This is a genomic window from Aminobacter niigataensis (assembly GCF_946995915.1).
In the GTDB taxonomy this organism is placed as follows: Bacteria; Pseudomonadota; Alphaproteobacteria; order Rhizobiales; family Rhizobiaceae; genus Aminobacter; species Aminobacter niigataensis.
Genome location: NZ_OX341517.1, coordinates 1,241,772 through 1,260,073, shown reverse-complemented (window position 1 = coordinate 1,260,073; position 18,302 = coordinate 1,241,772). Strand labels below are relative to the sequence as shown.

The following is an 18,302-nucleotide window of genomic DNA, read 5'->3' as shown; positions in this document are numbered from 1 at the left end:
GTACCAAGTCTCGCCTGCCTGTGGCATTTACGCAGCTGCAATTGCGACATGGACGGCGCTGGCTCGGCCGATATAGCGGGCTGGATCAAAGGCCGGCGGCCCGCGTTTTGCCATCGACATCGGCGCAAAAAGAACGCCGGCAGCAAGCACGATCAAATGGACCGCCCCGCAAGCGGGCATATCGGGGGCATCCTTGTGCCGGAAAGACCAATGACCCCTGTTCAGAAAGCCATCTGGTTCATCGAAAGCCACTATTCCAGCGACATCGGGCTCGACGAGATAGCCGCCATCGGCGGTGTCTCGCGCTTTCACATGTCCCGCGCCTTCGGGGCCGCCACCGGCCATTCGATCATGGGCTACATCAGGGCCCGCCGCCTGACCGACGCAGCGCATTCGCTGGCCAGGGGAGCGCCCGACATATTGGCGGCCGCGCTCGACGCCGGTTACGGCTCGCATGAGGCGTTCACCCGGGCCTTCCGCGACCGCTTCGGGCAGACGCCCGAGGACGTACGCGCCAATGGCACCGTTCCCCAACCCGAATATGTGGAGCATCTCAAGATGGACGAAACCTTTGTCGAAAACCTTGCCCCGTCGCGCTTTGTCGACGGCGGCGCCTTGCTCATCGCCGGCTTCAGTGAGCGCTACACCAGCGAAACGAGCCACGGCATACCTGCGCTGTGGCAGCGTTTTGGACCGCATTTCGGCAGCGTTCCCGGCCAGAAGGGCATGGTCGGCTACGGCGTCTGCTGCAATTTCGACGACGACAGTTTCGAATACATCGCCAGCGTCGAGGTCTCCGACTTCTCCGGCCTGACGTCGGAATACGGCCGCCTCCGCATTCCGCCGCAGCGTTATGCCGTGTTCGCCACCACCGACCACATCTCGATGATCCGGCGCATCACCCACACCGTCTGGAGCAAGTGGCTGCCGGACTCCGGACACCAGGCCGCCGACGGCCCGAATTTCGAGCTCTACCCCGAGAGCTTCGATCCGGAGACGGGTCATGGCGGCTACGAACTCTGGATCCCAATCAAGACTTAGTTGACAACGCCGTCTATTGTGATCACATATCGAGATCACTTAACTGGCCGACCTGACGGAAATTCATGTCTCCTTGCTGGGAGAACGCATGACTTGTGCTGTCTGGCTGCGCGAACGTGAGGGAGTGGGGGAGAAATGTTGTTACCGGAACTGCGAAAACTGCTGGGCATTCTTTTGTTCGGTGCGGCACTTGCCGCCGGAACGGCGAATGCACAGATCAACTCGGATATCCGTGTCATCAAGGTGACGGACTACATGTTGGCGTTCTACGATGGCAGACCGTCGACGCCACCCAAAACTGGAGGAACTGAGAATTGGGCTGACAGCGGGTCCATGGATCTCGGCGTAGCGACCTATGCGATCTATCGCGGTGACGAAGCCCTGGTGTGGGATACGTTTCCGACCATGCAGCAGTCGAAATGGGTTCGCGACCATCTTGAGCAGATGGGAATCAAGCGGATCACCGTCGTGAACAGCCACTACCATCTCGATCATATCGGCGGTAACGGCACATATGCGAATGCCCCCATCATCGCGAGCAAGGGGACGCTGGAGAGCCTCCTTGAAAAGCGTGCGGCCATCGAAAGCGGAAATCTCTGGGGGCCGCCCGCTATCCTGCCCCTCGTTCTTCCCAACAAGGTGTTCGAAGGAAAGATGGAAGTCATGGTCGGCGACGTGAAGGTCGAACTTCACAATGTCGACATACATACGCCGGACAGCCTGGTGGCCTTCCTTCCTGCCGACAAGATCCTACTTGCCGGAGATACTATGGAGGACACGCTCGTGTATATTTCTACGCCAGCTAGCGTGCCCGCTCAGATCGACAATCTCGAAGCATTGAAGCAATTCGGGATCGCCCGCATCTACCCCAACCATGGGAACATCGACGTAATCGAGAAGGGCGGTTACGACGACACTCTGATCGACGCCACGAAAATCTACCTGCGGAATATGACCCTGAGAGCCAAGGACGCCGATTTTCTAACGATGCCGCTGGAGACGGCTGTCGAGGAGTCCCTTACGAAGGGATGGATAAGCGTGTGGAAGCCTTATAGGCACGTCCACCAGTCCAATCTGGAGAGTCTCCAAGAGTACTACAAGGATCGGCCGCTGCCGACCCTCCGGGACTAGGCTCAGGACCTAGGCTTGTCCTTGGCCGTGCCGTTCCGCAGCGCCGTCGACGACAGCAGCGAACGCGGCCCGTGGATGAAGGTCCAGGCCGGGGCCTTCATTCGCGCCAGGCGTGGCGCGTCGCCCTCGTCCACGCGCGCATAGTCGAAGGTCTTGGCGACCGCCGACGACAGGAACGACAGCGTCGCCCCCGGCCGGTCGATGACCGCGATCGGAAAGGTCATGACGATCTGCCGCCAGCGCTGCCAGCGGTGGAAATCGCGCAGATTGTCGGCCCCCATGATCCAGACGAAATCGACGCCCGGATTTCGCGCCTTGATCAGCGCCAGCGTGTCGGCGGTGTAGCGCACATTGTGCCTCGCCTCGAAGGCGGTGACCTTGATGCGCGGGTCTTTGGCGATCTGCTCCGAGAGTTCGATCCGCTTTGCCAGCGGCGCAAGTTCGCGCGTGCTTTTCAGCGGATTGCCCGGGGTGACGATCCACCACAGCTGGTCGAGCTGCAGGCGGCGCATGGCGATTTCGGCGACGAGGCCATGGCCGGCATGCGGCGGATTGAACGAGCCGCCGAACAGCCCGACCTGCATGCCCTTCATCGCATGCGGCATGCGCAGGTATTTTTGGGGAACTGGCGGCTCCAGGGAGGAGAGCATGGCGCTAGGCACCCCCCTTGAGGGGGAGATGCCCGGCAGGGCAGAGGGGGGTGATTGCGCGCAAAGCCGTCACACCAGCCCGATGCTTTCCGTCACGGCCTGAGCTGGCCGGTGCCGCGCACGCGGTACTTGAACGAGGTCAGCTGCTCGACGCCGACCGGCCCTCGCGCATGCATCTTGCCGGTGGCGATGCCGATCTCGGCACCCATGCCGAACTCGCCGCCGTCGGCGAACTGCGTGGAGGCGTTGTGCAGCAGGATCGCCGAGTCGATTTCGTTGAAGAAGCGCTCCACGGCCTTGGCATCCTCGGCGACGAGCGCCTCGGTGTGGTGCGAGGAAAACGTCTCGATATGCTCGATGGCGCCGGCAACGCCGTCGACAAGCTTCACCGAGATGATGGCGTCGAGATACTCGGTCACCCAATCTGCATCGGTCGCCGGCTTGGCATCATTGAAAGCAGCCAGGACCTCCTCGTCGGCATGGATTTCGCAACCCGCCTTGCGCAGCGCTTCCAGCACCGGCACCAGATGGGTCGCGGCAACCGCGCGATCGACAAGCAGGGTCTCGGCCGCGCCGCAAATGCCGGTGCGCCGCATCTTGGCGTTGACGGCAATGCCCACCGCCATGTCGAGCTTGGCCGACTTGTCGATGTAGAGATGGCAGATGCCTTCGAGATGGGCGAACACCGGCACCCGCGCCTCGTTCTGGACGCGCTCGACAAGGCTCTTGCCGCCGCGCGGGATGATGACGTCGAGATTGCCCGACAGGCCCTTCAGTATCTCGCCGACCGCGGCACGGTCTGCCACCGGCACCAACTGGATCGCATCCTCGGGCAGCTTGGCCGCGTTCAGCCCCTCGACCAGGCAGGCATGGATCGCCAGCGACGAATTGAGCGAATCCGAGCCGCCGCGCAGGATTACCGCATTGCCGGCCTTGAGGCAGAGCGCGCCGGCATCGGCAGTCACGTTGGGACGGCTCTCGTAGATCACGCCGATGACGCCGAGCGGCGTGCGCACGCGCTCGATATGCAGCCCGTTGGGGCGGTCCCATTCAGCAATCACTTCGCCGACGGGATCCCTGAGGTCGGCAATGGCGCGGATGCCGTCGGCCATGTCGCGAATACGGCCCGGCGTCAGCTTCAGCCGGTCCATGAACGAGCCGCTCAGCCCGGCCTCCTCGCCATTCTTCACGTCGATGGCGTTGGCGTCGAGGATGTCCTCCTGACGGCGCAGGATAGCGTCGGCCATGCCGATCAGGGCGGCATGCTTGCGTTCGGCACTGGCGATGGCGAGTGGGCGGGCGGCAGCACGGGCCTTGCGCCCGATCTCAGTCATCAGCCGCGTCGTGTCTCCGCTCTCATGCGCCTTCAGCATGTCCTACCCTTCCGCTTGCACCACAACCGCATCCGCGTGGCTGACAACGAGATCGTCGCGATGGACCATCGCAGAACGCGCCTCGTAGCCAAGCACGGTTTCGATTTCCGCCGTTTTCAGTCCAGCGATCCTTACGGCATCCGCTGCGTCATAGGCAACCAGCCCGCGCGCGATCTCGCGCCCCTCGGGCGCCAGGATCGCCACCGTATCGCCACGCGAGAAATTGCCGCTGACCAGCTTCACGCCCGCCGGCAGCAGCGACTTTCCGGACAATAGCGCACCAACAGCACCGGCATCGACCGTCAGTCGGCCTGCCGGCTCGAGCTGGCCTGCGATCCAGGTCTTGTAACCCTTCACCGGATTGCCGCTGGGGCGGAAATAGGTGGCGCGCTCGCCGCGCTCGATCGCCATCAGCGGCGACAGCCGCGTGCCGGCGGTGATGATCATCGCCGTGCCTGCGGCGGTGGCGATCTTGCCGGCGTCGAGCTTGGTGCGCATGCCGCCGCGCGACAGCTCGGAGGCTGCGGCACCGGCCATCCCCTCGATGTCGGGCGTGATGCGATCGACGACCGGAATGAACCTGGCGTTCGGATCATGCGCCGGCGGCGCGGTGTAGAGCCCGTCGATATCGGACAAAAGCACCAGGAGATCAGCGCCCATCATGGTCGCCATGCGTGCAGCCAGCCGGTCGTTGTCGCCGTAGCGGATCTCGGTGGTGGCGACCGTGTCGTTCTCGTTGATGACGGGCACGGCCTTCATCTTGAGCAGCGTCGAGATGGTGGCGCGCGCATTGAGATAGCGCCGGCGCTCCTCGGTGTCGCCGAGCGTCACCAGGATCTGGCCCGACTTCAAACCCTTGCGCCCAAGCTCTTCCGCCCATGCGCTGGACAGCGCGATCTGGCCGACGGCTGCCGCCGCCTGGCTCTCCTCGAGCTTCAGCGCACGCTTGCCAAGGCCCAAAATGGTGCGGCCTAGCGCGATGGCGCCCGAAGACACCACCAGCACGTCGGCGCCTCTTTCTGCAAGCGTTGCAATGTCATCAGCCATCGAGGCCAGCCATTCGCGCTTGAGGCCGGTCGAACGATCGACCAGCAGCGCCGAACCGATCTTGACGGTGATGCGCTTGTAGGTCCGCAGCGAAGGGATCGTCATGTCGGTCGGCCTACTTCGTCCAGCGCGCATCAGAAGGTGCGACATCGCCGCTTGCCAGGCGGGCTTCCTCGACGACGCTCATCAGCGCCCGCAGCGTCTCCTCGACGCCCTCGCGCGTGACCGCCGACAGCAGGATCGGCGCGCGGCCGGCAGCGCGCTTCAGCGAAGCGATCTTCTTCTTGCGCTCGTCCGGGTCGAGCGTGTCGACCTGGGAAAGCGCCACGATCTCGATCTTGTCGGTCAGCCCATGGCCATAGGCCTCAAGCTCGCCGCGCACCACCTTGTAGGCCTTGCCCGGGTTTTCTTCCTGCGCCGAAACCAGATGCAGCAGCACGCGCGTGCGCTCGACATGGCCGAGGAAGCGGTCGCCGATGCCGACACCCTCATGGGCGCCCTCGATCAGGCCGGGAATGTCGGCGATGACGAACTCGCGCGCGTCGATGCGGGCGACTCCGAGGCCCGGATGCAGCGTGGTGAACGGATAGTCGGCGATCTTGGGCTTGGCCGCGGTGACGGAAGCGAGGAAGGTCGACTTGCCGGCATTGGGCAGGCCGACGAGGCCTGCATCGGCGATCAGCTTGAGCCTGAGCCAGACCCACATCTCCTGGCCTTCAAGGCCGGGATTGGCGCGCCGCGGCGCCTGGTTGGTCGAGGTCTTGAAGTGCTGGTTGCCGAAGCCGCCATTGCCGCCCTTGGCCAGCAGGTAGCGCTGGCTGACCTGGGTCAGGTCGCAGATCAGCGTCTCGTTGTCTTCTTCATAGACCTGCGTGCCGACGGGCACTTTCAGGATGATGTCGGAGCCCTTGGCGCCTGTCATGTTGCGGCCCATGCCGTGCACGCCGGTCTGCGCCTTGAAATGCTGTTGGTAGCGATAGTCGATCAGCGTGTTCAGACCGTCGACCACCTCCAGCCAGACGTCGCCGCCACGGCCGCCGTCGCCGCCGTCCGGGCCACCGAACTCGATGAATTTTTCGCGCCGGAACGACACTGCGCCCGCGCCGCCATTGCCGGAGCGGATGTAAACCTTGGCCTGATCGAGAAATTTCATCGGACTCTTCGTCTTCTGCTGTTATTTCGTTGTTTCAGCGCACTTGCCATAGCGCAAGGCGCGGCGAAGGGCGAGAGCGGATTGGGCGCGGAGCCGCGCACGGAAAGGAAGTAGATGAAACTGGTCACCTACAACACCCAATATGGTGTCGGTCGCGACGGACGCTACGACCTCGGGCGCATTGCCGCCGCGGTCGAAGGTGCCGACATCGTCGCGCTGCAGGAGGTGACCCGCAACTTCATGCGCAACAATGGCGCCGACATGGTCGAGGGTCTGGCGAGGCTGCTGCCCGACTACTTCCATGTCTATGGCGTCGCCATGGACATCGACTTCGGCATGATCGGCGACGACGGCAAGCCGGCAAACAAACGGCTGCAGTTCGGCAACATGGTGCTGTCGCGCTGGCCGATCGTTTCTTCGCGCAACCTGCTTCTGCCGCGCAGCCGGCGCTTGAGCCGCGGCAACTTGCAGCGCGCGGCGCTGGAAGCGCTCGTCATGGCGCCGTCCGGTCCGTTGCGCGTCTATTCGGTGCATCTCGACCACGTCAATCTCGAAGAGAGGGTTGCGCAGATCCGCCACCTCAAGGAGCGGGTCTACGCCTATCCGATGGAAGGCGGCGCCATCTCGGGCGCTGTCGAATATGGCTTCCCCGAGCTCCCCTGCCCGGAAGAATTCATATTGATGGGCGACTTCAACATGGTCCCCGGCTCACCCGAGCATGTCGTCATGGCCGGCGCGCCCGACACGGTGGAGGGCGCCCAGATCGTCGCCCACCACCCTGTCGACGCCTATGCGCTGGCAGGCGGCGTTCCGGACGGATCGGTCTCCTGGACCGACACGACCCATCCGGAAAAATCCCGCCTCATCGACTACGCCTTCGTCCAGGCCGGGCTCGCCGCCAGGGTCAAATCCATCCGCATCGACAAAGATGCGCAAGGCTCCGACCACCAGCCGGTGTGGCTCGAACTGGCCTAGCGCTCACCTCAGCTGCGTGCCCACGACCTGAGGCTCGCCCAGGTCTTGCGGTCGAGGCGGTAGCGCTCGACCGGCACCTGGCCGGCGACGATCGAGTTCAGCATGCCCTGCCCGGCATACTGGAAGCCGCACTTGTGGATGACGCGGCGCGACGCCGGATTGATGACCCGGCACGAGACGTTGAGCACGTTGACGTCGGTCGCACGGAAGGCGAGATCGACCAGCGCGTGCGCCGCCTCGGTGGCGTAGCCATGCTTCCAGTAGGGTTCGCCGATCCAGTAGCCGAGTTCGAGGCCGCGGTCGGTGTAGTTGAGCCCGGCCGAACCGACGAAGGCACCGGTGTCGGCAAGCGTGATCGCATAGACCACGCCACCGCGCTGGCCGCGCGCCATCGACAGGAAGGCACGCGCTTCGGCTTCACCATAGGGGTGCGGCATGCGCGACAGCATTTCGGCGACATGCCGGTTGTCGGCAAGCTGCACCAGCTCGGGGACGTCGTCCTCGTGCGGCGGCCGCAGCACCAGCCGTTCGGTCAGCAGTATCGGGCAGTCGATCGACAGTCTTTCGTCTTCGACGTCGTCCTTCTCGGCAACCATGTCAAATATCCTCCAGGAAATGAAAAAGGGGAGATGGCGACCCATCTCCCCTGATCCTTTTCCTGGCTTGGCCAGACACCGGTTCCCGAGATGGGGCGCCGGTGTTGTAGTGCGGAACCGGCTACTCCGCGGCCTTGAGAATCGGATTAACCGATACGTAGGTTCGGCCATTGGCTTTTTTATTGAAGGTCACGGCGCCGGCTTCGAGCGCAAAAAGGGTGTGATCCTTGCCCATGCCGACGTTGACGCCGGGATGCCAGGTGGTGCCGCGTTGACGAACGATAATGTTGCCGGGAACCACGGCTTCGCTGCCGAACTTCTTGACGCCAAGGCGCTTGGATTCTGAATCGCGACCGTTGCGCGACGAACCGCCAGCTTTTTTATGTGCCATGGATGTTCTCCTTCAGTCGCTCTGATTACTCTGATTCCGCGACGGCTGCAGCCTTTTTCGGCGCTGCCTTCTTCGCGGGCTTCTCTGCGGCGTCTTCGGCCACGGCATCGATCTTGGCTGCCGCCTTCTTCGAAGGCTTCGCACCGCCCGTCAGGATCTCGGCGATCCGGACAGTGGTCAGGTGCTGGCGATGGCCGCGCGAACGGCGCGAGTTCTGGCGACGACGCTTCTTGAAGGCGATGACGGTCTTGGCGCGGCCCTGCTCGACCACTTCCGCCGTCACCACGGCGCCGGCCACGAAGGGCGCGCCGATCTCTGCGTTGTCGCCTTCGCCGACGGCGAGCACTTCGACGAATTCAACGGTATCGCCGGCGACGCCGACGAGCTTCTCGATCTTGATCACATCATTGGCGGCAACGCGATACTGCTTGCCGCCCGTTTTGATGACTGCGAACATTTTATGCCTTTCGCTGTTCGGTCGACCTTGTTGAACCACTTGAAGCGGTCCCGGCCGTCTTTTTGTCAGTCGTTACGGGTTCATAACAAACGGCGCAGAGAATCCTCCACGCCGAATGCAGGGCGTCCCGTAACCGAAGGTTGCTATCGAGTCAAGGCAAACAGGCCGGAAAATGGCCTTCCGGCGGCATAGCACGGCTGATCCCGATATGGCATCACCGAGAATGCCACCTTTTGGATACGCGCTCGAACCGCAAGGAACAAGCCAACCGGGCACCCCTGAAACCGGCGCGGGCGAGACTTTAGACCGAGTTACGCCGCCACTGTCGCCAGATTGCCCGGACATCTGACGCAGCGTCTTGCAGGCCAATTCGGAGCCGCCGGAAAAGACGCGCGACAACAGTCATATTTGGCCTTGTGCGACAGGCGATGAGCCGCTATCTAGTGCGCCGCGCCGGCAACGGCCGATCACGACCGCGGAGAGGTGGCAGAGTGGTCGAATGCACCGCACTCGAAATGCGGCATGGGTGCAAGCCCATCGGGGGTTCGAATCCCTCCCTCTCCGCCATTGCCTTCTGAGGCCATTAAGCGACATCAAATCAATCGTTTAAGGGCGAGGCTAAATGCCTTGTGTCCTAAAGTTTGACGCGATTAACTTGATCTGCGCCTTTGTTCAGTGCCGTTTCATCCTTTTCCCGCTCTGTGCCGCTTGCCGGGCGTCGGCAGCTCCCGACTCGATCCTCTCGATGAACGCCTCCCACCACTTCAAGGCAGCAGAGACGGCTTCGGCCGGATCATATAGTTCGGTCCCGACGAGGATATTGGTTACGGCCATCTCGGACTTGCTATCCTCCGATGGGATCGGGAGCAGCGGTATCGGTTCCTGGATCGATTATTACAATCGGCGACGCCCACACTCATCCTTCAACGGCAGGACACCTGATGAGGACTATGCTACCATCGAAATGACGGACCAATTGGCGGCGTAGAAACAACCCAGATCCACCTTAGCCAAGCCGCCAAACGGTCTCACCGGCGGACCGCCGCAAACTGCCTGGCTAGTTGTTCGGTCAAGGGCTCGGTCTAGCACCGCACTGCACAAAATGGTCTTTGCTGACTTCCTTGTAGACGCTCTTAGGCGGCACAAATCCGGGTATCCGGAAAGGGCTTTTGATCTCCTCGACTTCGGCATTGCGGCGCATGCGGCGGCGGGAGGGGTCTGGGACGGGAACGGCGGCCATCAGCTTCTTGGTGTAAGGGTGCTGCGGCGCCTCGAAGACCGCGCAGCGCGGCCCGATCTCGACGATCTCACCGAGATACATCACCGCGACGCGATGGCTGACGCGCTCCACTACCGCCATGTCGTGGCTGATGAAGAGGTAGGCGAGCCCGAGGCTTTCCTGAAGCTCCATCAAAAGGTTGCACACTTGCGCCTTGATCGACACGTCAAGTGCGGAGACTGCCTCATCGGCAATGATCACCTTGGGATCCAACATCAGAGCACGGGCTATGCAGATACGCTGACGCTGGCCGCCGGAGAATTCGTGCGGCAAACGGCTCATCATGGCCGGCAAAAGGCCCACTCGGTGCATGAGTGCGGCCGTCTTGTCCCGCGCCTCCGCCTTGCCGCCGAGCTTCTGCTCGAGGAAGGGTTCGGCGATGGAGGCGCCGATCGGAATGCGCGGGTTGAGACTGGCGAAGGGATCCTGAAACACCATTTGCACGGCCCGCCTCGCCGACTTTAGCGCTTCTCTGTCGGTGGCACCGACCTCCTGTCCATTGACCAGCACCGTGCCGGAAAACGGTTTCGTCAACCGTAGGATGGTGCGACCGGTCGTGGACTTGCCGCAGCCGGATTCGCCGACCAGCGACAGCGTTTCGCCCGGCTGGAGAGAGAAGGAAACATTCTCGACGGCATGAACCGCCCCCGTGACCTTCGAGAACAGTCCGCTGCGCACGGCGAAACGCGTGGTCAGGTTCTTTACCTCTAGCACCGCCGGTTTGTCCGCAACCGGCGGCGCCGCTTCTCGCTCCGCACCGCGCGAACCCGTCGCGGTGTCGATCAGGCCAAAAGTGGAGGGCAGAGCACGGCCCGCCATGGACCCGAGCCTCGGTACGGCCGCGAGAAGCGCGCGCGTGTAGGGGTGGCGACCATTGCCGAATATCTCTGCGGTCGGTCCGTCCTCCACCACGTCGCCACGCAGCATGACGAGCGTGCGGTCAGCGACTTCCGCCACCACGCCCATGTCGTGGGTGATGAAAAGAACCGCCATGCCGGTTTCTTCCTGCAGTTCCTTTATGAGGTCGAGGATCTGGCCCTGGATCGTCACGTCGAGAGCCGTCGTCGGCTCGTCGGCGATGAGCAGCTTCGGCCGTGTCGCAAGCGCCATGGCGATCATCACGCGCTGCCGCTGGCCGCCGGAAAGTTTGTGCGGATAGGCGTCGTAACGCTCCTTCGCATTGGGAAGGCGCACCTTCTCGAACAGGCGGATCGTTTCCTGCCGGGCCTCGGCAGAGCCGATGGAAAGATGACAGCGAATGGCTTCGGCGATCTGCTCGCCCACTGTCATCATCGGGTTGAGCGATGTCATCGGCTCCTGGAAGATCATGGCAATGTCACCCCCGCGGACCTTTCGCATCTCCTGCTCCGGCAGCGCCAGCAAATCACGACCCGCGAGTCGGATTTCACCCTCGATGCGGCTGCCGCGCGGTGGCAGGAGCCGCATGACGGACAGCGAGGTCACGCTCTTGCCCGATCCGCTTTCCCCGACGATGGCGAGCGTCTCGCCTGCCGCGACGTCGAAACCGACATTGCGGACGACCGGCGTCCAGGGCGAATAGATGTCGGGCCGGAACGATGTGGTGAGATCGCGGACGGATAGAACAGGCTTCGTCATTCGGGTGACCTATCTTCGGTGGGTTGCCATACGGTCCGGAGAACCAATCACATCCGGCGTGACATGCGTGGATCGAGGAGATCGCGCAGTCCGTCGCCCAGCATGTTGACGCTGAGCACGACGAGGGCGAGCGCGAAACCCGGCGCGAACACCGTCCAGGGCGCGCGCGGCAGATACATGCGCGACTGGGCGATCATGCTTCCCCAGGTCGGAGTTTCAGGTGGCACGCCTGCGCCGAGGAAAGAAAGAGTCGATTCCACGATGATCGCTGAGGCGCAAATGTAGGTTGCCTGCACGATGAGCGGCGGCACTGTCGAAGGCAGGATGTGCCGCACGAGGATGACAGGGAGCCGCGTTCCACCAACCTGCGCCGCCTCGACATAGGGCGCCTCGCGCACCGAAAGCACTACGGAGCGCACGAGGCGCACGACCCGGGGTATCTCCGGAATGACGATGGCGAGCATGACAACGCCGACCGAGGCGCGCATGATGGCCACCAGCGCGATAGCAAGCAGGATGGCGGGAATTGCCATCAGCGCGTCCATAACCCGCATGATGACCGGGTCGGCCTTGCGGAAATAACCCGCGATCATGCCGATCACCACGCCAATGGCGATAGAGGAGACTGCAACGACGATGCCTACCGCAAGCGAGACTCGCGCGCCGTGAACAACCCGTGCAAAGACGTCGCGTCCGAGATGGTCGGTGCCGAGCCAGTAGCGCGCCGAGGGTGACTGGAGCCGCTCGGACGGCATCATCGTTGCAGGATCGCCAGCGAAAAAGGGTGCCAGCAGCGCGGCAAGCGCGATGGCGGCGAGAACCGTACCGCCGGCAATCATCGTGGGATGGCGGCGCAGGAACCGTGGGATTCCCGCCCGGACGGGGGGAGCCAACTGAGCGGCATTCGTCATTCTTGGCGACCTTTCGTCAGTAGCGGATGCGGGGGTCGATCAGCGTGTAGGACAGATCGGTGGCGAGGTTCACGAACACGTAGATGCCGGAGAAGACCAGGATGACGCCCTGGATCACCGGGTAGTCGCGGCGGGCAATGGCATCGACGACGAGGCGGCCGACGCCCGGAATGTTGAACACCGTTTCCGTCACCACCACGCCGCCGATAAGCAGCGCGATGCCGATACCGATCACGGTGGCGATGGGCACCCCGGCATTGCGCAGCGCGTGCTTGACGAGAATGCGCGGCACGGCCACGCCCTTGGCGCGTGCAGTGCGGATGAAGTCTTCCGACAGGACCTCGAGCATGCTCGTGCGGGTGATGCGGGCGATCAGCGCGGTGTAGGTCATGCCGAGCGTCACCGAAGGCAATATGAGGTTGCGCGCCCAGGGCCAGATCCCCTCGCTGATCGGCGTGAAGCCCTGTACCGGCAACAGTTTCCACTCGATGGCGAAAAGCCAGATCAGCATGTAGCCGAGGACGAAGGCCGGTAGCGAAAACCCCATGACCGAAAACAGCATGAGAAGCCGATCGACCGTCGTGCCGGCCCGGTGCGCGGCTATGACGCCAAAAGCGATGGCGATCGGCACCGCGAAGGCTAGGGTCGCGATCGCCAGCGATACCGTGGCCTCCATGCGCTGCATGATCAGCTGAGCCACCGGTTCGTTGGAATAGATCGACACGCCGAGGTCGCCTTGCACGACATCGCCCATCCAGCGGAGGAATTGCACCGGCAGGGGATCGTCAAGGCCGAGCATCTGTCTCAGCTGCGCGATCTGTTCGGGCGTAGCATTGTCGCCGGCAATCACCGCCGCGGGATCGCCGGGCGCGAGATGCAGCAGCATGAAGACCATGAGGCCGACCAACCCCATCACAATCAGCGTCGCGCCCAGCCGGCGCAGAATATAGATGATCATGCGCGCGTCCTTTTCGATTGAAAATCAGACCAGCTGTCGCCCCTCGACTTCGCCGTCCAGCGGCCAGATCGGCCGGGTCACCTTTTTCCAGGGGTGGCGGCGGTAGTCGGTCGGCAGCAGGCCGTCGCCGGTCGCGTAGATCACCTCCTCCGAGATCGGGGCGAAGGCGGCGTGGAAATGCTGGTTGGATTTGACCACCAGCAACCGTTCGCGATGCGGGTCGATGCCGAGATTGGCGAATAGGTCGATGCCCATCGCCTGACAGCGGTTGGACACCAGCACCGCGCCAATCCCTTCCAGGGTACGAATGCCGACCGCGTCGCCGAGATCCACCGGTGAGCCTGCGAAGGTCTGCTGCGCGCCCGGCACGCAGGCGAGCACCTCCACCTCCGCATCGATGGGCTGGGCGGAGGCCCAGCAGGCCTTGCCGCCGAAGCGCAGCTTGATCCGCGCGCCCGGACCGGCGTCGAAGGCAAGGCGCACAGCCATCGGATCCCAGATGGGGCCGACCGAGGCGGAGGAAACGCCGTCCGCGATGAGCAGCCTCAGGAAAGTGGTGTTGTCGGACGGCGCACCGCCGCCGGCATTGTCGGAGGTGTCGGCAATCGTCACCGGCTTCGAAGCGCCGGCCGCGATCTCCAGAGCGCGGGCGACCGCCGCCGACGGTTCGAGGAAGCGTTGAGCGGAGATTTCCTTGATCGCCGCCATTTCCTCGCCGAATTCGCGGGCAAGGCGGTCGCCCAGCGGCTTGTTGCCATCGGTGATGACGAGAACGCGCGCACCGTTGTCCGGCACATCACCGGAGGGGAAGCCATGACCGAGCGAGATCGAAAGGACGCTGTCCTTGCCTTCCAGCGCCATAGCCTTGTCGACGATACCGCGCATGGGCTGCGTCGTCGTCGGATAGGAGGCGATGACGCGGGTGTCCCACAGTGATTTCACCGGGCGGATCTGCTTGCGGATCGTCGCGAGAACGAGGCTGACGACCTCCTCGCCGCGTTCGACGAAGTCGGTATGCGGATACTCCTTGTAGAGGACGATGATGTCGGCGAGTTCGCAACGCTTCACCGTAAAATGGCAGTGAGGATCGAGCTCGACGCCGATCACCGCGTCCGGCCCCGCTATGCGGCGCACATGTTCGAGAAGGTCGCCCTCGCAATCGTCGTAGCCGTCGGCGACCATCGCGCCGTGCAACGTGAGGATCACGCCGTCCAGGGGCAAAGCGGCCGACAGTTGCTCGAGGATTTCGGCGCGAATGCGCTCATACGCATCCCGGGTCGCCGTGCCGTTCGGCGTGGACCAGAAACAGGACCCTGGAATGAATGTGTAGCCCTCGGCTTCGGCACGGCGGCGGGCCACCCAGAAGGCGGCGGTCTGCATGGTGGGTTCGGCGGGATGCTCGCCGGGCCGCCAGGCCTGCTCGTCGAGAAAGGTCTGGTAGCTGGTCGCCATCGGCGAGAATGTGTTGGCTTCGAGTGACAGACAGGCGGAGAAGATGCGCATAGGCCTAAAACCTTGACTGGAAAAACTCGGATTCGCTGACAGAATCCGCAGACGCTTTTGGTTAAACAGAGGGCTTGTCGGCGGCATGGAGCCGGGCGCGGTTCCGCGCCCGGCCATGTCGAGGGCGTCAGCCGCGCGAGACGTTCCAGAAGGGCACGAGATCGGGCAGCCCGATCATGCCGTTGACGTCGCTGCGCATGGCCGCCGTGTCAAACCACTGGCCGAGATAGACGTGCGGCACGAAATTCCAGGCGTTCTCCTGCATCTCGTGGGCGATCTTCTGGCGCGCGGCGAGATCGGGAGCAGCAGCCCAGGCGTCGCGAAGCTGTTCATGCTTCGCATCCTCCGGCCATCCGAACCAGCCCTTCTCGCCCGTGGCGGCATGACCCGCCAGCGCGATCGGGTTGTTGTAGGCGCTGCCGGAAGCATAGGTCATGAAAATGTTCCAGCCGCCTTCGGATGCCTTGCCCTTGTTGGAGCGGCGGGCGACGATACCGGCCCAGTCTAGGGGCACGAGTTCGACGTTGACGCCAGCCTGGCGAAGCCATTGGGCGAGGAGCAGCGAAGCATTGCTAAGCACCGGCAAGGTGGTCTGCTGCATGATGACGAGAGGCGTCCCGTCATAGCCCGCTTCCTTGAAGAGGGCCGCGGCCTTCTCGATGTTCTGCCCGCCCTTGAACCAACCGGTATTGGCATCGCTTTCCATCGTCGTGCCGCAGGCGAAGAGCGAGGCGCAACCCTTGTAATGTTTCGGGTCGCCGAAGGTCGCCTGCATGACGGCCGCCTGATCGATGAGGTACAGCATCGCCTGGCGCGCCTTGACGTTGTTGAAGGGCGGCTGGAGCGTGTTCATGCGCAGCCAGCCCATAGCGCCGGTCTTGTTCAGCACTTCGAGCTTCACCGAACTGTCGCCCTCGAGCTGGCTCAGCAACTCCGGGGAAATCTTCTCGATGAAATCGATCTCGCCAGCCTGGAGGGCGGAAACCGCCGTCTGCTCATCAGGCATGTTCTGGAGGATGATGCGTTCGAATTTGGCGACCTTGCCGCCGGCGAAACCCGAGGCGGGCTCGGCAACGGCAACGTATTCCGGGTTACGGTCATAGACATACTGCGAGCCGGTACGGGTCTCGGTGCGGTTGAACATGTAAGGACCGGAACCGACAGCTTCGGTGATCGGTTTGCCCGGATCGGTCGAGGCGTCGGCCTCGCGCATGATGAAGCAAATCGACGGCGAGGACTTGCCGAGCCAGTCGAGGATCAGCGGATAAGGCTCATTGAGGACGATGGAGAAGGAAGAGTCATCCTTGGCGGAAACGTCGGCCACGCGCTTGAAGAGATGCTGTCCGGCGCCATCGCGGGCGCCCCAGCGCTTGACGGAAGCGACCGCGTCGCGGGCCGTGACCGGCTGGCCATCGTGAAATTTCAGGCCTTTGCGCAGGATGAAGACATAGGTCAGGCCATCGTCGGAAACAGTGTAGTCCGAAACCATCTGCGGCCGGGTGATCGAATCCGCGTCGTGACCGAACAGCGTGTCGTAGATCAGCGCGCCGTGATAGGCGGTGATGCTGGCGGTGGTCGCGATCGGATCGAGCGATGCCAGATCGGCGTGCATGACGCAACGCAACGTTGTCGACCGGGCAGTGGCAAAAGAGAAACGTGGAGCGGCGATCAGGATACCGGCAAAAGCGGCGCCCTGCAGAAGCGTGCGGCGAGTAGTTTTCATTTTTTATCCCCCTGGTGATTTGCCGGGTCCACGGACGCGCCTCCGCAAACCTTGATGAAAAGATGACAGCAGACCGGGATCGAGAATTTTATTTTTCAGCCATGTTGTTTTACTTTTCGACGTTTTTTCATCCGCCGGTTGCGGAGAGCGCCAGCTGAAAGCCGAGCAGCGACAATTCTTCAAAGAGAATGGCTTTTTTTCAAAATTCAATCGCCGGCTCTCCTGCCACAGTCCGGGGCTCCAAATGTAACGAACGCGGGAAAGTGGGCCGTTCCCTAGCCGCGTCATTGCCCCGAAAGCACCCCGGTATGAACGAACGCCTGTTGCGCAAAGACGACATGAAAGCCGCCGCAATCCAGGGGCCTCTCATTCTGATATCGCCCGACCTTACAGACAGCGCCGAGCCGGAATATGCCGTCCGCGCAAATTATGCCGAGGCTATCGCCGAGGCGGGGGGCGCCCCCTTGATCCTGCCCTGCGAAATCGCCTTTCTGGAAACGGCACTCGCCGTCGCCGACGGCATCCTGATCGCAGGTGCGAACCCGGGTGCCGATGTGACCGACAAGCGGACCGAATTCGAGAAGGCACTGGTCCAGGGTGCGCTGGCGCGGCAGATTCCGCTGCTGGGCATTTGCCACGGCATGCAGCTCATCGGCGAGCATCTGGGCGGACATGTGGTGCGCGACGATCCCGCACTTCTTGCCGAAGTGACGCCGCATATTCCGCAGGCTGTGCCGAACGCGGTCGCGCACGAAATCCTGATCGAACCCGGCAGCCATCTCGCCCGCTTGAGCGAGGCAACCCGCGCAGACGTCAACAGCTTGCACCGCCACGCGCTGGCGGATACCGGTCGCTTCAGGGTCGCGGCACGCGCGCCGGACGGCGTGGTGGAGGCGATTGAGGCGCACGGTCAAGGCTTCTGCATGGGCGTGCAGTGGCACCCGGAATACCGGCTGACAGAACTCGACCGCCGCATTCTGGCAGGCTTCGTCGGGGAATGTTCGGCGAGAGCGCGGACGGTGGCGAGAGGCGGCGTCGCCTCGCGGCTTGCCGCGCTCGGGCTTGCCCTTCCCGATGCACCGGTTCCGCCCGGCGCTTTCGTCGGCGCTGTGCGCCACGGCAATGTCGTCACGGTCTCCGGCCAGGTGCCGTTGAAGGATGGAACCGTGATGACAACTGGCAGGCTCGGCCAGGACGTGTCCCTCGAAGAGGGGCAGGACTGCGCACGCTACGCGCTCCTTAACGCTCTCGCCCAACTCGGCAAGGTGGCCGGCGGACTGGAGCGCGTCGCCGGCTTCGTCCGCCTCGCGGGCTATGTCGCCGCCGCCCCGGATTTTACCCGCCACGGGGCTGTGATCGACGGCGCCTCGGAACTCTTGCGGACGCTTTTCCCGGAAAACTGGGCCCATGCCCGCGTTGCGCTCGGCGTTTCCTCGCTACCGCGCGGCGTTCCGGTCGAGATTGAACTCTCCGCTGTGCTGAAGGAGGGGGAATGAA

At 63.3% G+C, this 18,302-nt stretch carries 17 protein-coding genes and 1 tRNA gene; 6 read left to right on the top strand and 12 right to left on the bottom strand.

The features are described 5' to 3' along the window. Nucleotides 1–210: 210 nt before the first annotated feature. Both O1Y97_RS05980 and O1Y97_RS05975 read left to right on the top strand, forming a co-directional pair. The gene (locus O1Y97_RS05980) at nt 211–1,041 is read left to right on the top strand and encodes an AraC family transcriptional regulator (RefSeq protein ID WP_318763448.1); all 831 of its coding nucleotides are present in this window, start codon (nt 211–213) and stop codon (nt 1,039–1,041) included. A 135-nt stretch (nt 1,042–1,176) separates the two neighbouring features. Further along, nucleotides 1,177–2,172 (top strand): MBL fold metallo-hydrolase, encoded by a 996-nt coding sequence (locus tag O1Y97_RS05975; RefSeq protein ID WP_318763447.1) that lies wholly within the window; start codon nt 1,177–1,179, stop codon nt 2,170–2,172. Nucleotides 2,173–2,174: 2 nt separating this feature from the next. Here the strand turns inward: O1Y97_RS05975 and O1Y97_RS05970 are convergent, their stop codons facing one another. From O1Y97_RS05970 to obgE, 4 genes are all read right to left on the bottom strand, one after another. Then, nucleotides 2,175–2,822 carry a nicotinate-nucleotide adenylyltransferase gene (locus O1Y97_RS05970; protein ID WP_199914570.1) on the bottom strand — a complete coding sequence of 216 codons (648 nt, stop codon included), beginning with the start codon at nt 2,820–2,822 and terminating at the stop codon, nt 2,175–2,177. A 92-nt stretch (nt 2,823–2,914) separates the two neighbouring features. Continuing rightward, a complete protein-coding gene (locus tag O1Y97_RS05965) occupies nt 2,915–4,195 on the bottom strand; it encodes a glutamate-5-semialdehyde dehydrogenase (RefSeq protein ID WP_108606446.1) in 1,281 nt (426 codons plus the stop codon). Between the two features lie 3 nt (nt 4,196–4,198). Further along, nucleotides 4,199–5,341: a glutamate 5-kinase gene (proB, locus tag O1Y97_RS05960; RefSeq protein WP_108609666.1), complete on the bottom strand. Its 1,143-nt coding sequence runs from the start codon at nt 5,339–5,341 to the stop codon at nt 4,199–4,201. Between the two features lie 16 nt (nt 5,342–5,357). Beyond that, nucleotides 5,358–6,395, bottom strand: a complete 1,038-nt coding sequence (gene obgE / locus O1Y97_RS05955; RefSeq protein ID WP_318763446.1) for a GTPase ObgE — start codon at nt 6,393–6,395, stop codon at nt 5,358–5,360. A gap of 114 nt (nt 6,396–6,509) precedes the next feature. Between obgE and O1Y97_RS05950 the strand changes: the two genes are divergently transcribed. Further along, nucleotides 6,510–7,370, top strand: a complete 861-nt coding sequence (locus O1Y97_RS05950) for an endonuclease/exonuclease/phosphatase family protein (RefSeq protein WP_318763445.1) — start codon at nt 6,510–6,512, stop codon at nt 7,368–7,370. Nucleotides 7,371–7,378: 8 nt separating this feature from the next. Here O1Y97_RS05950 and O1Y97_RS05945 read toward each other — a convergent pair whose 3' ends face one another. The 3 genes from O1Y97_RS05945 to rplU all read right to left on the bottom strand — a co-directional run bounded on the left by O1Y97_RS05945 (nt 7,379) and on the right by rplU (nt 8,814). Continuing rightward, the gene (locus tag O1Y97_RS05945) at nt 7,379–7,966 is read right to left on the bottom strand and encodes a GNAT family N-acetyltransferase (protein ID WP_318763444.1); all 588 of its coding nucleotides are present in this window, start codon (nt 7,964–7,966) and stop codon (nt 7,379–7,381) included. 121 nt (nt 7,967–8,087) lie between these two features. Beyond that, the gene (gene rpmA, locus O1Y97_RS05940) at nt 8,088–8,357 is read right to left on the bottom strand and encodes a 50S ribosomal protein L27 (protein ID WP_318763443.1); all 270 of its coding nucleotides are present in this window, start codon (nt 8,355–8,357) and stop codon (nt 8,088–8,090) included. Nucleotides 8,358–8,382: 25 nt separating this feature from the next. Then, the gene (gene rplU / locus O1Y97_RS05935; RefSeq protein WP_108606441.1) at nt 8,383–8,814 is read right to left on the bottom strand and encodes a 50S ribosomal protein L21; all 432 of its coding nucleotides are present in this window, start codon (nt 8,812–8,814) and stop codon (nt 8,383–8,385) included. Between the two features lie 477 nt (nt 8,815–9,291). Between rplU and O1Y97_RS05930 the strand changes: the two genes are divergently transcribed. Beyond that, nucleotides 9,292–9,381, top strand: a tRNA-Ser gene (locus O1Y97_RS05930). A gap of 55 nt (nt 9,382–9,436) precedes the next feature. Then, a complete protein-coding gene (locus O1Y97_RS26270) occupies nt 9,437–9,802 on the top strand; it encodes an integrase core domain-containing protein (protein WP_404801250.1) in 366 nt (121 codons plus the stop codon). Nucleotides 9,803–9,883: 81 nt separating this feature from the next. On the opposite strand, the gene O1Y97_RS05925 is transcribed toward O1Y97_RS26270, so the two are convergent. From O1Y97_RS05925 to O1Y97_RS05905, 5 genes are read right to left on the bottom strand one after another with little or no spacing between them, the layout of a single operon-like run. Then, nucleotides 9,884–11,710: an ABC transporter ATP-binding protein gene (locus O1Y97_RS05925; protein ID WP_318763442.1), complete on the bottom strand. Its 1,827-nt coding sequence runs from the start codon at nt 11,708–11,710 to the stop codon at nt 9,884–9,886. A gap of 47 nt (nt 11,711–11,757) precedes the next feature. Then, nucleotides 11,758–12,621, bottom strand: coding sequence for an ABC transporter permease (locus tag O1Y97_RS05920; protein ID WP_318763441.1), 864 nt, complete (start codon nt 12,619–12,621; stop codon nt 11,758–11,760). Between the two features lie 16 nt (nt 12,622–12,637). Continuing rightward, entirely contained in the window at nt 12,638–13,579 is a 942-nt protein-coding gene (locus O1Y97_RS05915) for an ABC transporter permease (RefSeq protein WP_318763440.1), read from the bottom strand. Nucleotides 13,580–13,603: 24 nt separating this feature from the next. Further along, the gene (locus O1Y97_RS05910) at nt 13,604–15,199 is read right to left on the bottom strand and encodes a M81 family metallopeptidase (protein ID WP_318763439.1); all 1,596 of its coding nucleotides are present in this window, start codon (nt 15,197–15,199) and stop codon (nt 13,604–13,606) included. 10 nt (nt 15,200–15,209) lie between these two features. Then, nucleotides 15,210–16,805, bottom strand: coding sequence for an ABC transporter substrate-binding protein (locus O1Y97_RS05905; RefSeq protein ID WP_318763438.1), 1,596 nt, complete (start codon nt 16,803–16,805; stop codon nt 15,210–15,212). A gap of 338 nt (nt 16,806–17,143) precedes the next feature. Between O1Y97_RS05905 and O1Y97_RS05900 the strand changes: the two genes are divergently transcribed. Then, a complete protein-coding gene (locus O1Y97_RS05900; RefSeq protein WP_318763437.1) occupies nt 17,144–18,301 on the top strand; it encodes an Atu1372/SO_1960 family protein in 1,158 nt (385 codons plus the stop codon). The last annotated feature ends 1 nt before the right edge of the window (nt 18,302 follow it).